13 protein-coding genes are annotated in these 14287 nt (G+C 64.1%); 8 read left to right on the top strand and 5 right to left on the bottom strand.

Annotated elements, in window-relative coordinates; all coding sequences use genetic code 11:
* Position 1: 1 nt before the first annotated feature.
* The 5 genes from ACW9IB_RS14405 to ACW9IB_RS14385 are packed head-to-tail and all read right to left on the bottom strand — an operon-like array spanning position 2 to position 4746.
* Complete coding sequence (locus ACW9IB_RS14405) at positions 2-622, bottom strand: lysophospholipid acyltransferase family protein (protein WP_457414181.1); 621 nt, start codon at positions 620-622, stop codon at positions 2-4.
* A 9-nt stretch (positions 623-631) separates the two neighbouring features.
* Positions 632-1075: a hypothetical protein gene (locus tag ACW9IB_RS14400; protein ID WP_457414180.1), complete on the bottom strand. Its 444-nt coding sequence runs from the start codon at positions 1073-1075 to the stop codon at positions 632-634.
* On the bottom strand, positions 1065-2363 hold the full coding sequence (locus ACW9IB_RS14395; RefSeq protein WP_457414178.1) for a phosphatase PAP2/dual specificity phosphatase family protein: 1299 nt from the start codon (positions 2361-2363) through the stop codon (positions 1065-1067). The genes ACW9IB_RS14400 and ACW9IB_RS14395 overlap by 11 nt, the downstream gene beginning before the upstream one ends.
* A 2-nt stretch (positions 2364-2365) precedes the next feature.
* Positions 2366-4114: a bifunctional alpha/beta hydrolase/class I SAM-dependent methyltransferase gene (locus ACW9IB_RS14390; protein WP_457414177.1), complete on the bottom strand. Its 1749-nt coding sequence runs from the start codon at positions 4112-4114 to the stop codon at positions 2366-2368.
* A gap of 11 nt (positions 4115-4125) precedes the next feature.
* Positions 4126-4746, bottom strand: coding sequence for a CDP-alcohol phosphatidyltransferase family protein (locus tag ACW9IB_RS14385; RefSeq protein ID WP_457414175.1), 621 nt, complete (start codon positions 4744-4746; stop codon positions 4126-4128).
* A 300-nt stretch (positions 4747-5046) separates the two neighbouring features.
* Between ACW9IB_RS14385 and hflK (ACW9IB_RS14380) the strand changes: the two genes are divergently transcribed.
* The 8 genes from hflK (ACW9IB_RS14380) (at position 5047) to cfaB (ending at position 14210) form a co-directional block, all read left to right on the top strand.
* Entirely contained in the window at positions 5047-6951 is a 1905-nt protein-coding gene (gene hflK / locus ACW9IB_RS14380) for a protease modulator HflK (protein ID WP_457414174.1), read from the top strand.
* A gap of 12 nt (positions 6952-6963) precedes the next feature.
* Complete coding sequence (gene hflC / locus ACW9IB_RS14375; RefSeq protein WP_457414173.1) at positions 6964-7959, top strand: protease modulator HflC; 996 nt, start codon at positions 6964-6966, stop codon at positions 7957-7959.
* Positions 7956-8990 carry a protease modulator HflK gene (gene hflK / locus ACW9IB_RS14370; protein ID WP_457414171.1) on the top strand — a complete coding sequence of 345 codons (1035 nt, stop codon included), beginning with the start codon at positions 7956-7958 and terminating at the stop codon, positions 8988-8990. Before hflC ends, hflK (ACW9IB_RS14370) begins: the two co-directional genes overlap by 4 nt.
* On the top strand, positions 8987-10873 hold the full coding sequence (locus ACW9IB_RS14365; RefSeq protein WP_457414170.1) for a cation-translocating P-type ATPase: 1887 nt from the start codon (positions 8987-8989) through the stop codon (positions 10871-10873). Before hflK (ACW9IB_RS14370) ends, ACW9IB_RS14365 begins: the two co-directional genes overlap by 4 nt.
* A 116-nt stretch (positions 10874-10989) precedes the next feature.
* Positions 10990-11244 carry a BufA2 family periplasmic bufferin-type metallophore gene (gene bufA2 / locus ACW9IB_RS14360; protein WP_457365512.1) on the top strand — a complete coding sequence of 85 codons (255 nt, stop codon included), beginning with the start codon at positions 10990-10992 and terminating at the stop codon, positions 11242-11244.
* 68 nt (positions 11245-11312) lie between these two features.
* Positions 11313-12158 (top strand): MNIO family bufferin maturase, encoded by an 846-nt coding sequence (gene bufB / locus ACW9IB_RS14355; RefSeq protein ID WP_457414168.1) that lies wholly within the window; start codon positions 11313-11315, stop codon positions 12156-12158.
* A complete protein-coding gene (locus tag ACW9IB_RS14350) occupies positions 12149-12937 on the top strand; it encodes an HvfC/BufC family peptide modification chaperone (RefSeq protein WP_457414167.1) in 789 nt (262 codons plus the stop codon). The genes bufB and ACW9IB_RS14350 overlap by 10 nt, the downstream gene beginning before the upstream one ends.
* Before the next feature lie 88 nt (positions 12938-13025).
* Positions 13026-14210: a C17 cyclopropane fatty acid synthase CfaB gene (cfaB, locus tag ACW9IB_RS14345; RefSeq protein WP_457414166.1), complete on the top strand. Its 1185-nt coding sequence runs from the start codon at positions 13026-13028 to the stop codon at positions 14208-14210.
* Positions 14211-14287 lie beyond the last annotated feature (77 nt).

The following is a 14287-nucleotide window of genomic DNA, read 5'->3' as shown; positions in this document are numbered from 1 at the left end:
GTCAGACATGCTCCGGGGCAAGGGCGAGCAGAGCATCGCGGGTGCGGGCGAGGAATGCGGCCTTGTCTTCACCCTCTTCCAGGTGCAGCGGTGCGCCGAAGCTGGTGGTGCACAGTAAAGGCAGCGGCAGTACGCGGCCCTTGGGCATGACCCGGTTGAGGTTGGCGATCCACACCGGGATCAGCTCAGCCTGTGGGTAACTTTTTGCCAGGTGATATAACCCGCTCTTGAAGGGCAGCAGGCCTTCTTCCAGATTGCGCGTGCCCTCCGGAAAGATGATCAGCGAGTCGCCGCCTTCCAGCGCGGCCAGCATGGGCTGCAAGGGGTTATCCACAGGGTCCTTGCGCTCACGGTCGATCAGCACGCCATTGAAGACACGGCTGATGATGTAGCGGCGCAACGCGCTTTTGTTCCAGTAGTCACTGCCGGCCACCGGGCGCGTGAATTTGCGCAGGTTCTGCGGCAAGGACGCCCACAGCAGCACAAAGTCGCCGTGGCTGCTGTGGTTGGCGAAGTAAATGCGCTGCACCGGCACCGGCGCACAGCCGAGCCAAAGGCTGCGGGCGCCGGTGACGGTGCGGGCCAGGGAGGTAATCAGCGTGGCGACCACGGGTTCGAGCATGGGGATTCCTTATCCGGCGAACGGCAGCCAAGGGCTGGCGAGGATCACGCCCAGAGTCAGCAGCGCTTGTGCGCCCAGCAGCCAGGCTTGTTTACGCAACAGTTTGAGAGCACCACGACGGCGCTCGGTCCAGGGTCGACCGGCGCGCTTGGCCGATTGCAAGCCGAGGCTCTGCAAGGCTTGGTCGAGGTCGGCGGTGCGCTCGATGTCGCGGGCCAGCAGGGCGAACAGGTCGGCGTCGAAGGCCACGCGCAGCGCCCAGTACTTTTGCAGCAACCCGAGAATAATCATCCACAGGCTGAGCAGCAGACAGATCGGCGCGATGCTGGCCATCAGCAGCTGCGCCAGGCCGAACAGTACGCCGAGCAGCGTCAGACCTGTGGATAACTGATCCAGCGAACGGCCACGGCGCAGCAGGCTGGCGACGACCTGGAGTTCCATATCAGCTGGCATGGGGCACGCCCTCCAACGCTTGACGGTGAGCAGGATGCAGGACCACATCGGCCCGCGCTGTACGAATGATAGTCAGCGCCTCTTCAACCGTCGCGGCGCGCCCGGTGTGCAGCAGCCAGGCCGCGACGGCGGTGGCGCTGCGCGAGTAGCCGAGGGCGCAGCACACCAGCAGCGGGCCGCTTGCGCGCAGGCGTTCGATGGCGTGGGCAGCTTGCAGGCACGCTTCGGGCGTGGGCGCGATCAGGTCCAGCACGGGAATGGAGTGATAGGCACGGCCCTGTGGGTCCATCGGCAATTCAGCGCAGAGATCGACGATGGCCTTGAAGGGGGCCTGCTCGCTCGCGGCAGGAATGCGCCCCAGCCAAACGTTATCCACAATCAGGTCGGGCTGGGGATGTTTGCGTGTCCACAGACGCGAGTTGATCCAGGCGGCGGCCAGATAAGGGGCATACAGCCAACGCGCGGCAGGCGTCAGTCGGCCATCGGCACGCTTCTGAAAGCCCGAAGCGCCCAATACGAAGTAATTCGCCTTGATCAATGCCAGAGAAACCGCCGGCCACACTAGCCACAGCCATGCTCCGCGCAACGCAAAGGCGAGCATCACCAACGCCAGCGCACCCAGCCCGTAGCGCACACCGAGCCGCCAGCGTGCGGGATCGCGCGTCAGCCGGGCATTCAACAACGGGCTCGGGTGTTCCACGGGCCACAACCACACACAGATCCACCCAGCCAGGGCGCCTGTGGGTAAGTCGATAAAGTGATGTTGATAAGTGGTCAGCACCGAAAGGCCGATCAGCGCGAACCAGCCATGCACCAGCCAACGCCAGATGCCCTGGCTGTGGCGCTGGTACATGACCCACAGGATCACCAGCAACGCGATATGCAGCGACGGCGCCTGGTTGAACGGCTTGTCGAACCCCGCCAGTACCGCAAACAGCCAGCCGAACACGCCATCCAGCTCCGGCCGCTCGAAGGTGAAGCGCAGCGGCCAGATCAGAAAGCAGCTCACGGCGATGATTTGCGCGCTCAACAGCCGCAGTGCGTGCTGTTTCAACTCATGACGGGTGTTGGGCAGCAGCAGCGAGAACCCGTAGAGCAGGTCGATGGACCAGTAGGGCACGATGGTCCATGCCCAGAACGGCATATGGCTTTCCCAGCCGAATACCAGCGTGCCGACGTCGTTGCGCTGGCTGGTGACCCAGGTGGCGAAGCCGTAGGTGCTGAAAAACAGCGGCGCCAGCAGCAACAACCAGAGGACTGCGGGCTTTAACAGGCCGGGTTCGCGCATGGTCAGATCTTCTGGGCCAAGGACACGGTAAAGATGCCCCACTCGTCCACGCGCTGGGTGATCTTGCGAAAGCCCGCCGCTTCGACCAGTTGATCCATCTCTGCCTGGCTGCGTCGGCGCATCACCCAGGCCTGGCCCTGGCGATGGCTGGTCAATGCGCGGGCGATCAGCTCCAGTTGCGGGTGCCACGGCTGGCCGGTGTAGACCAGATAGCCACCCGGTTCCACCGCCTCGGCCAGACCCGCCAGCGAGCCGCCGACCAGGGTGTTATCGGCAAACAGTTCATACAGGCCGGACACCACCGCCAATGTTGGCTTGGGTTCCAGCGCAGCGAGGTCGGCGCGATCGAATGCATCGCCTTTGACGAACTGCGCGATATCCCCCAAGCCTTTTTCGCGGATCAGTGCACTGCCGTCGCGCACGTTGATATCGCTGTAGTCGCGCAGCAGGATAGATTCCGGCAACGGCGACACGCCCTGCAAGGCTTCGAGAATGTAGCGGCCATGCCCGGCAGCGATGTCGACGATGCGCACTTCGCGCTGTTCTTCCCGCAGCCTGGCCATGGCCAGGCGCAGCAGTTCCTCAACGTTCAGCTTGCGCTGGCGAATGCCGCGCCAGCCGATGGAGTTGAGGTAGTTGGTGTCGATCATCCGCCCCAACCCACCTTTGCCGGTGGGCATGTTGCGGTATACGTAGTCCAGGGTGCTGCCGGAATCGAAACCGGTGTCGAAGCCCAGCTTTACGCCCTCCGACAGGTGCTTGCCCAGGCCCATGCTGGCACGGGTCAGGCGCCAGTACAGGTCGCGCAGGGAATTGCGCGGCAGCGGCGCGGCGAGGGCTTCGGATTCGGCGCAGGTGGCGCCGATTTTGTCGGCGTCCAGCAACGCGGCGCGGTCCAGCGGGTGTTCGAAGTTCTGCAGGACGAACCGCCTGGCACTGTTTACCGCGCTGGCCCGGTCGCGTTCGCCCAGGGTGTCATGGAAGAAGCCGGGCAGGATGTGCAGCTCTTTTTTCAGGCTGCCCAAACGGTCGAAGAACTGCTGTTGGGGTTTGCGGTGTACCACAAAGTCCGAACCCGAGATCAGCAACTGCGTCGGTACCTGGATCGCCTGGGCATCGGCTACAACGCGGTCGGCGGCCTCGTACAAGCCCAGCAGCACATTCACCGAGATGGCCTTGGTGATCAGCGGGTCGCTGTCGTAGGACGCCACGCGCTGCGGATCATGGCTGAGGAACTTGGCCTTGACGTAGCTGTTGACGAAAAAATTGCCGCGAAACTTGCGCATCAGCGCCAGGCCTGGCCGTGCAAAAGGTACGTAGAGCTTGACCTTGAAGGCCGGGGAGGCGAGTACCAGCGCGCGGATTTTCGGCGCGTAATCGTGTACCCAGGTGGCGGCGATCACCGCGCCGACGCTCTGTGCAACCACGGCGAGGTTTTCTTCGGCGATGGCGTAGGTGGCGCCAATGTGGTCGCAAAAGGTCTGCACATCGCGGGCGCTGGTGGCGAAGCTGGGGCTGTCACCGCGCTCGCCGGGCGATTGGCCGTGGCCACGGGCGTCCCAGGCGAAGAAGTCGAAGTGCGGCAGGTCGAGTTCATCGACCAGGTGAGCAATGCGCCCCGAGTGCTCGTGGCCGCGATGGAACAGCAGGATCGCCTGGCGCGGCCCGGTGGTGTCCGTGGCCGGCCAGTGGCGGTAGAAAAGCTCGACGCCATCATGGGTACTGAAGCTGTGCTCTTGCTGTTCGCGCATCGCAAAAATCCTTATGCAATCGGAGAGTGTTGTTCTTCTTTGAGGCCTTGGCGCACCCGGTTGACCAAGGTGTAGGCGAGCAGGGCGGCCACCAGCCACATCACCGTGTTTACCCAGCCGGCACCCAGCCAGCCCAGGGCCACGCCGGTGGCCAGCACGCCCAGTACGAACGCCCGGTCACTCTTGCCCATCGGCCCGTCGTAGCGGCGGGATGCACCGACCATCGGCCCGAGTACGCCGGCGTATTCGCTGAATACGGCCAGCAGCGCCACCAGCAGCACGGGAATGAGGCTGACACCGGGGATCAGCGCAAACGGCAGGATCAGCGCGCTGTCGGCGATCACGTCGCACAGCTCATTGAGGTAGGCACCCAGTCGCGACTGCTGGCCGAATTCCCGGGCGAGCATCCCGTCGATGGCATTGAGAGCCATGCGCAGGATCATCCACAACGGGATCAGCGCAAACAGCCAGAGGTATTGGGCGAAGCCGGCGATCAGCAGGCCCACCAGCAGCGAGACCACGCCGGCCAGCACGGTGATCTGATTGGCGGTGGTGCCGTTGTCGTAGAGGCGCTGCACGAGAGGGCGCAGCAGGTTTTGAAAGCGCGGCTTGAGCTGATAGATCGAAATCATGGGGGTGACGCTTCCTTGTCCGTGGGCCCGCGAAAAACTGTTTCGGAGTGTGCCGATTATTCGTGGGCTGCACCAGTGATGGCGTGTGTTTCTGGGGGGTTAGTCACGGTCTTGAACGCGACGATGTTCCTCTGTGGGAGCTGGCTTGCCTGCGATGCAGGCATCTCGGAGTTTCAGTTGCACCGAGTCGAGGCTATCGCAGGCAAGCCAGCTTCCACAGGGATTAGCATTGGTTTCGAACAAAAATTTCACGCTCCGTGTTATATCGTAACGAATTATGTACAAACGGGCGCTGAGTGGATGCAAGTGGATCTGGAAGCTGAGGGCGCTTCGGTGGAAGGCCTTGCGCGGTTTCAACAGGGGCTGTTCCATGCCCGTCGATTGCGCCAGGCCGGCATCGGCCTGATGACCCTGGCGGTCACCGGCTGGGTGCTGGCGTTGTTTGTCGCGCTGTTTGCGCCGCTGTCGGTCTGGCCGGTGGTACTGATCAACTGCGCGTCCGCACTCTTGCTGTTGGTGGCCGGTTTGCAGTCGGCCTGGTGGGTGGCGGACTGGCGCGCCCAGGCGCTGGAAGAACCCGCGGTTGAAGTGCCGGTTGAACACACGAGCCGCTACGCGCGCCTGGTGGAGCGTGTTGGCCAGCAGATCGGCGCGCCGGTGTTGTGGCTGGCGGGCTGGTCGTTGCTGGCACTGGTCAGCGTTATCGAGTTCTGGAGCCTGACCTTGCCGGCGGCAGCCGTGGGGCAAGCCGCCAGCGTCGGTGCCGCGCTGGCGTTGGCGTTGGCCTTCGGTTTGCTGGTGTTTGAACGTCGCCTCGCCCAGGAAACCACCGCGCAGTGGCCAGAAGCCGCGCAACTGGCGCAGTTGAGCCGGGTGGCGATCCTGGTGCTGGTGGTCAGTGCGGTGTGTCTGCTATTTGCCGGGGTGGACTCGGTCTGGCCGCTGCGTCTGGCCGTATTGGTCGGCGTGTTGCCGGCGCTGGTGGCGGTGGAGTTTCTGTTCAGGGCGGTGCTGTCGTTGTTCAGCCCGCGTCAGCCAAGTCTCGAACCGCGCCTGATGGCGCAAAGCTTTATCGCCGACCTGCTGCGTTGGCCGCCGCAACCCTTGCTGGCCTTGCAGCATGAATTGCACAACCGGTTTGGTATCGACCTGCGCCAGATTTGGGCGTTTACCTACATGCGCCGGGCATTCCTGCCGGTGTTGCTGGTGGTGCTGGCGGTCGGCTGGGCGCTGACCGGTGTGCACGAAGTACCGCTGCAAGGTCGTGGGATTTATGAGCGCTTCGGCAAGCCGGTGCAGGTCTTCGGCCCAGGTCTGCATGCAGGCTTGCCGTGGCCGTTGGGACGGGTGATCCGTGTGGAAAACGGCGTGGTGCACGAACTGGCCACCAGTGTCACTGACGCTGCCGCGCCGGAACTGGCTGCGGCGGAAGGGCCCGCGCCGCTGATCGCCAACCGGCTGTGGGACGCCAGCCATGTAAATGACAAATCCCAGGTGATCGCCAGCAGCAGCGGCGACAAGCAGGGCTTCCAGATCGTCAACATGGATGTGCGCTTCGTCTACCGTATCGGCCTGACCGACCAGGCTGCGCTGGCCGCCACTTATCACAGTGCGGATGTGCCGACCCTGATTCGCAGCACCGCGAGCCGCATCCTCGTGCACGATTTTGCCTCGCGCACCCTCGACGAATTGCTCGGTGAGCAACGCACCCGCCTGGCCGATGAGATTGGTCGCGCCGTGCAGGCCGACCTGCAAGCCCTCGACAGTGGCGTGGAAATTCTCGCCACGGTGGTGGAAGCCATCCACCCACCCGCCGGTGCCGCCAATGCCTACCACGGCGTGCAAGCGGCGCAGATCGGCGCGCAAGCGTTGATTGCCCGGGAGCGCGGCGCAGCCAGCGAACAGACCAACCAGGCCTTGCTGCAAGCCAGCACCGCCCGCGATCAGGCTCAGGCCACCGCGCGTGAAGTGAATGCCGGTGCCCGCGCCGCCGACCTGCGGTTCGCCGCCGAACAAAAAGCCTATGCCAGCGCAGGCCAGGCGTTTGTGCTGGAGCAGTACTTCACTCAACTCAGCCAGGGCCTGGCCCGCGCCAAGCTGCTCATTCTGGATCATCGCCTGGGCGCCGACAGTGCACCCACCCTCGATCTGCGTTCTTTTACCTTGCCGGCTGACCCTTCGGTGCCGCGTAAAGCCGTTCAATAAGGAGTCTGTCTGTTGAGCGCTCATTCTCACGATCACGGTCATCATCATGGCCATCACCACCACCATCATCACCCTCATGGCGATGAACAGGCCGCGGGGCCGTTCCCTTGGCGGCGCATGGCGTGGGCGTTGTTGCTGGTGCTGTTCGCGGTCGCGGCCGCCAGCCTGGTGCAGGTACGTTCCGGCGAGGCGACGGTGATCACCCGTTTCGGCAACCCTTCCCGGGTGCTGCTGGAGCCCGGCCTGGGCTGGCGCTGGCCGGCACCGTTCGAAGCGGCGATTCCGGTGGACCTGCGTCTGCGCACCACCTCCAGCGGTTTGCAGGATGTGGGCACCCGTGATGGCCTGCGGATCATCGTGCAGGCTTACGTGGCCTGGCAGGTGCAGGGCGATGCCGACAATGTGCAGCGCTTCATGCGGGCGGTGCAGAATCAGCCGGATGAAGCCGCGCGGCAGATTCGCACCTTCGTCGGTTCGGCGCTGGAAACCACGGCGGCCAGTTTCGACCTGTCGAGCCTGATCAACACCGACGCCAGCCAGGTGCGCATCGCCGATTTCGAGGCGCAGTTGCGCCAGCAGATCGACCAGCAATTGCTCACTACCTATGGCGTGCGCGTGGCGCAGGTGGGCATCGAGCGGCTGACGCTGCCGTCGGTGACGCTCACCGCGACGGTCGATCGCATGCGTGCCGAGCGTGAAACCATCGCCACCGAGCGCACCGCCGTGGGCAAGCGTGAGGCGGCGCAGATCCGCTCCGCCGCCGAGCGTGATGCGCGCATTGTGCAGGCCGATGCCACCGTGAAGGCCGCCGATATCGAAGCGCAATCGCGGGTCGAAGCCGCGCAGATTTACGGGCGTGCCTACGCGGGCAACCCGCAGTTGTACAACCTGCTGCGCTCCCTCGATACCCTGGGCACCGTGGTGACACCCGGCACCAAAATCATCCTGCGCACCGACGCCGCGCCGTTTCGCGCGCTGGTGGACGGGCCGAAGGATGTTCAGCCATGACGACGCGTGACAGCCCGGACAGCCCGTGGGTCCAGGCCGGGCGCCTGACATTCATGGCGTTGTATGCGGTGACGGTATTGGCCGCGCTGGCCTGGGCGTTTTCCAATGTGCGGCAGATCGACCCACAGAACCGTGCGGTGGTCCTGCACTTCGGTGCCCTCGACCGTATTCAGAATGCCGGGCTGCTGTTGGCGTGGCCGCAGCCGTTCGAACAGGTTGTGCTGCTGCCGGCGGCCGACCGGGTGATCGAGCGTCGGGTGGACAACCTGCTGCGTTCCGACGCGGCGATCCAGGCCGACCGTGTGGCGAGCTTTGCCACGCCGCTGAGCGATGCACTGGCCGGGTCCGGTTACCTGCTGACCGGCGATGCCGGGGTGGTTCAGCTGGATGTGCGGGTGTTCTACAAGGTCACTGAGCCCTACGCCTATGTGTTGCAGAGCGATCACGTCTTGCCGGCCTTGGATCGATTGGTGACCCGCAGCGCGGTGGCGCTGACGGCCGCACGCGACCTGGACACGATCCTGGTGGCGCGTCCCGAACTGATCGGCAGCGACAACGGCGCCGCCGAGCGCCGTGAGCGGTTGCGTGGCGATCTGGTGCAGGGCATCAATCAACGCTTGGTGGCGTTGGCCTCCACGGGGTTGGGGCTGGGTATCCAAGTGACTCGCGTGGACGTGCAATCGAGCCTGCCGGGCCCGGCGGTGAATGCGTTCAACGCCGTGCTTACTGCCAGCCAGCAGGCGGACAAGGCGGTGGCCAATGCCCGCACCGATGCGGAAAAACTCACGCAAACCGCTACCCAGCAGGCCGACCGCGTGGTGCAGGTCGCCCACGCCCAGGCCAGCGAGCGCCTGGCCAATGCCCAGGCGCAAACTGCGACGGTCGCGAGCCTGGCCCAGGTGAAAGACCGGGGTCTGTTGCTGCGTCTGTACCGCGAGCGCTTGCCGAAGATCCTCGGCCAGGCCGGTTCGGTGACCACGGTCGATCCCAAGGACGACTCCCGCTTGATCATCCAGGGAGCCGAACAATGAGCGCACCTATGTTGACGTCCGCCGAGCAGCGCAGTGCCGCGCGGCAATTGACCCTGGCCATGCTCGCCCTGGGGTTGCTCGCGCTGGGCCTGGTGTGGCGCTGGCTGGCACCGGACCAGAGCGGCGTGAGCCAACTGCTGCTGGGCGTTGCCTCGTTGCTGGTAGCGGTGCCGGTGATGCGTTCGGCCTGGTACAGCCTGCGGTTTCCCAGCCTGCACGGCATCACCGACCAACTCATCGCCTTGGCCATGCTCGGTGCCTGGGCCACGGGGGACCTGCTGACCGCTGCCTTGTTGCCGATCATCATGATCTTCGGCCATGTCCTGGAAGAGCGCAGCGTGATCGGCTCCCAGGAGGCGATCCATGCGCTGGGCAAGCTGACCCGCAGCCATGCGCGTCGGGTGCAGGCCGACGGCAGCATCCAGGAGGTGGATAACGGCACGCTCCAGACCGGCGATATCGTCGAGGTGCGCGCCGGTGACCGCGTGCCGGCCGATGGCGTGGTGCTGTCGGGCCAGGCGAGCCTGGACACGGCGCCGATCACCGGTGAGTCGGTGCCGCTGGAGGCCAGTGTGGGGGCGCAGGTGTATGGCGGGGCGATCAACCTCGACGGCTTGCTGCGCCTGCAAGTGACCCGCACGGGGGGCGAATCCACCTTGGGCAAAGTCATCGCATTGATGCAGAACGCCGAGCGCGCCAAGCCGCCGATCACCCGGCTGCTGGAGCGTTACGCGGGCAGCTATATGGTGTTGGTGCTGCTGCTGGCGGCGGTCACCTGGTTTGTGACCAACGACGCTCAGGCGATGCTTGCCGTGTTGGTCGCGGCGTGCCCGTGCGCGTTGGTGCTGTCGGCTCCGGCCACGGCGATTGCCGGGATTGCCGTGGCGGCGCGCCATGGGATTCTGATTCGCAGCTCGGCGTTCCTGGAGGAGTTGGCGGACCTGACGTCGCTGGTGGTCGACAAAACCGGCACCCTGACCTTTGGCACCCTGCGCCTGCAATCGGTGGAAACCACCGCGCCGGATCGGCAGCGCTTGCTCAACCTGGCCGCCAGCCTGGGGTCGGCCAGCAGCCACCCGGTCAGCCGGGCGCTGGCGGGGTTGGCGACCCAGGAGCATTTGCTGGCGTTGACGCAGATTCGTGAGCGCCAGGGCTTGGGGGTGGTGGCGCAGACCGCTGAGGGCGAAGCGGCATTGGGCCGGCCCGAGTTGTTCGAGCAATTGGGGATCCTTACCAGCGCTGTGCCGAACCACGACGGCCCGATTGCCGGGCTGGCGCTGAACGGGCAGTTTCTGGCCTGGCTGTTGTTGGCGGACAGCGTCAAACCCGAAGCGCGTCAGGCGTTGCAGGAGCTGCGCGACTTGGGCCTGGGGCGTCAATTGCTGCTCACCGGCGACCGCCAGAGCGTGGCCGACAGCCTGGCGCTGGACGTGGGTATCAGCGACGTCGAAGCCCAGGCCTTGCCCGAAGACAAACTCAACCGGGTGCTGGGCGAAATCGACAGCGGTTTTCGTCCGATGGTGGTGGGCGACGGCATCAACGATTCGTTGGCGCTCAAGGCCGGGGTGGTGGGCGTGGCCATGGGCGCGGGCGGGGCGGATATCGCCCTGGCGTCGGCGGACGTGGTGCTGATCGGCAGTGACCTGCGTCGCCTGGGCACTTGCGTGCGCCTGAGCCGTCAGTGTCGGCAGACATTGCAGGTGAATGTGATCATCGGCCTGGGCTGGACGCTGGCCATCGTGGTGTTCGCTGCGTTCGGCTGGCTGGGGGCGGCGGGGGCGATGATCGCGGCGGTGCTGCACAACCTCAGCACCTTGCTGGTACTGGGCAACGCCGGGCGTTTGCTGCGCTTTCAGGAGCCGCTGTTGAAGCTGAAGGAATAATTTTCAGAAATATTTTGCGCGGGCTGTAACGCCGATAGGGCACCTCACTCTAGTGGGGTGTCGAGACTGAACAATCCGTTCAGACCGACACCCCAACGATCATGAGGAATACAACAATGAACATCAAATCCGCTGCTGCTGGTGCCGCCCTCGCAATGGCCGCCGCCACTCTGTTCGCCGGTGTCGTCACTCAGGCCCAGGCCGCTGACACCTCCGTGCACTGCTACGGCATCAACGCGTGCAAAGGCCAGAACGACTGCAAAACCAAGGACCATGCCTGCAAGGGCCAAGGCTCCTGCAAAGGTCAGGGCTTCAAGGTCCAGGCCAGTGCCGATGCTTGCACCAAGGCTGGCGGCACCGTCGGCGAATAACCGGCAACCGAGTGCTCCCGCAGCGGTTGCCCCCCCACCGCTGCGGACACTTTGCCCTGGAGTGTCTGATGTCCACTTCCCTTTCGAGCCTGGGTTACGGCCTGGGTTTACGCAGCGAGTACTACCCGCAGATCCTTGAACAATCGCCGGCGGTGGATTGGTTCGAAGTGATCTCCGAGAATTATCTGGTCCCGGGCGGCAAAGCCCTGTACTACCTGGACGCGATTGCCGAGCGCTACCCGCTGGTGATGCATGGCGTGTCCTTGTCCATCGGCGGGCCCCATGCCCTCGATACCGACTACCTCAAGCGAATCCAGCAGCTCGCCGAGCGTATTCAGCCAGCGTGGATTTCCGATCACCTGTGCTGGAGCCGTGGCAGCGCTCACCAATTGCATGACTTGCTGCCCCTGCCTTACACCGAAGAAAGCCTGTACCACGTGGCCGCCCGCGTGCGCCAGGTGCAGGATGTGTTGCAGCGCCCGCTGGTGCTGGAAAACGTCTCCAGCTATGTGCGCGCCAAGGCGGACGAGTTCACCGAATGGGAATTTCTCAACGCCCTGACCCATTTGTCGGGGTGTCAGCTGTTGCTGGACGTCAACAATGTGTATGTCAGCTCCCGCAACCATGGGTTCGACGCCTGGACGTTTATCCGCAACCTGCCGCCGCAGAGCATCCGCCAGCTGCATCTGGCCGGGCATATGGATTACGGCGACTACGTGGTCGATACCCATGACCACCCGGTGTGCGATCCGGTGTGGGCGCTGTATCAACAGACCCTTGAACACGTGGGGCCGGTTTCGACGCTGCTGGAGCGCGATGACCATTTTCCGCCGTTCGAAGAACTGCTCACCGAGTTGGGCAAGGCCCGTGAGCTGGGCGCTTCGGCGTTGGCCAGGAGGTCGTTATGCGCCTGACCGATTGGCAGTTGGCTTTCGAGCAGCATCTGTTAGCCGAGACGTCGGTGGCCAACAGCGGTTTTGCCGCGACGTTAATGGGCGGGCCGACGCTGGACGTGCAGACGGGCCTGGCGATTTACCACAACGCCTACGTGTCGCGGTTGCAGGAGGTGTTGCGCCATGACTTTGGCGCGATCGTGTACTGGCTGGGCGACGATGAGTTCGCGCGGTTGAGCGAAGCCTACGTACGCCGCTACCCTTCGGCCCATTACAGCCTGCGCTGGTTGGGTGAGCGCTTTCCGGCATTTATCGTGGAACACCTGGTGGCGGAACAGAGCGCGCCACTGGCCGAGCTGGCGCGTCTGGAGTGGGCGTTTACCCTGGCGTTCGATGCGCCGGAGGGCGAGCCGCTGACCCTCCCTGATATGGCGCAACTGGCGCCTGAAGCATGGCCGGGCCTGCAGGTGACGCTGGCGCCGTCGGTGCAGCAGATGCTGTGCCATTTCAATAGCGTGGCGATCTGGCGTGCCAGCAGGGATGAGTCGGATTTCCCCGGCAGCCATGCTTTGGAATTGGCGCAGATTTGCCTGGTGTGGCGGCACCAGAATGTGTGCCACTACCGCAGCCTGGAGCCCGCCGAGGCCTGCGCGCTGGCAGGGATGGTGACTACCGGTTGGAGTTTTTCAGAACTGTGCGCCGAGTTGGCAGTCACTTATGGAGAGGGTGCCCCCCTGCAGGCCGTCACATGGCTGAAGCAGTGGATCCAGGACGGTTTGCTCGAGCGCCGAGCCCCATAGAAACGAGCTATCAAATCGATAGCGTCCTACTTTGTCTCCGGATGGTCTACCCTCACACCCAGACGTCTGAAACAAGGGGGGACTACTCATGCTCGCGCAACTTCCACCGGCCTTACAGAATCTTCAGCTACCGCTGCGTCTTCGACTCTGGGACGGCCATGAATTCAACTTGGGCCCCGAGCCCAGTGTGACCATCGTGGTGAAGGACCCCACGGTGGTGACCCAACTGACCCATCCCACGCTCGATTCACTGGGCGAAGCCTTTGTCGAGGGCAAAGTGGAGCTGGAAGGCTCCATCTCCGAGGTCATTCGGGTTTGTGACGAATTGAGTCACGCCCTGATCGAAGACGGCGAGGGGAGCCGTCCGGTGCGCTCGATCCACGACAAGGCCACTGACGCAGCGGCTATTTCCTATCATTACGACCTGTCCAACGAGTTCTACCAGTTGTGGCTGGACCAGGACATGGCGTACTCCTGCGGTTATTTCGAGACCGGCAGCGAGTCCATCGACCAGGCCCAACAAGACAAATTTCGCCACCTGTGCCGCAAGCTGCGGCTGCAGCCGGGGGAATATTTGCTCGACGTGGGCTGTGGCTGGGGCGGGCTGGCGCGCTATGCCGCGCGGGAGTTCGGGGTCAAAGTGTTTGGCATCACCCTGAGCAAGGAACAGTTGGCCCTGGCTCGGGAGCGGGTCAAAGCCGAAGGCCTGGAGGACCAGGTCGAGCTGCAACTGCTTGACTACCGTGACCTTCCCCAGGATGGCCGCTTCGACAAAGTGGTCAGCGTGGGCATGTTCGAGCACGTCGGCCACGCCAACCTGGCGGAATATTGCCAGACCCTGTTCGGTGCGGTGCGTGAAGGCGGCCTGGTGATGAACCACGGCATTACCGCCAAGCACACCGACGGTCGCCCGGTCGGTCGTGGCGCCGGGGACTTTATCGAACGCTACGTGTTCCCCAACGGCGAGCTGCCGCACCTGGCGATGATGACCGCCGAGATCAGCGAAGTCGGGCTGGAAGTGGTCGATGTCGAAAGTCTGCGCCTGCATTACGCGCGCACCCTGGATCACTGGAGCGAACGCCTGGAAGACAACCTGGAAGCGGCGGCGAAGATGGTGCCGGAGCAAGCGTTGCGTATCTGGCGGTTGTACCTGGCGGGATGCGCCTATGCGTTTGCGCGGGGCTGGATCAACCTGCATCAGATCCTGGCGACCAAACCTCACGCCGATGGCAGCCATGAACTGCCGTGGACGCGGGAGGATATCTACCGCTAACTCGGTTTTCAGAACAGTGAAGGCCCAAATGTGGGAGCGGGCTTGCTCGCGAATAAGGTGTGTCAGCAACGCATCAG

The sequence above is a fragment of the Pseudomonas sp. SDO524_S393 genome, assembly GCF_054071875.1.
The sequence above is the reverse complement of the archived record's forward strand: the minus strand, read 5'-3'. Positions and strand labels throughout refer to the sequence as shown.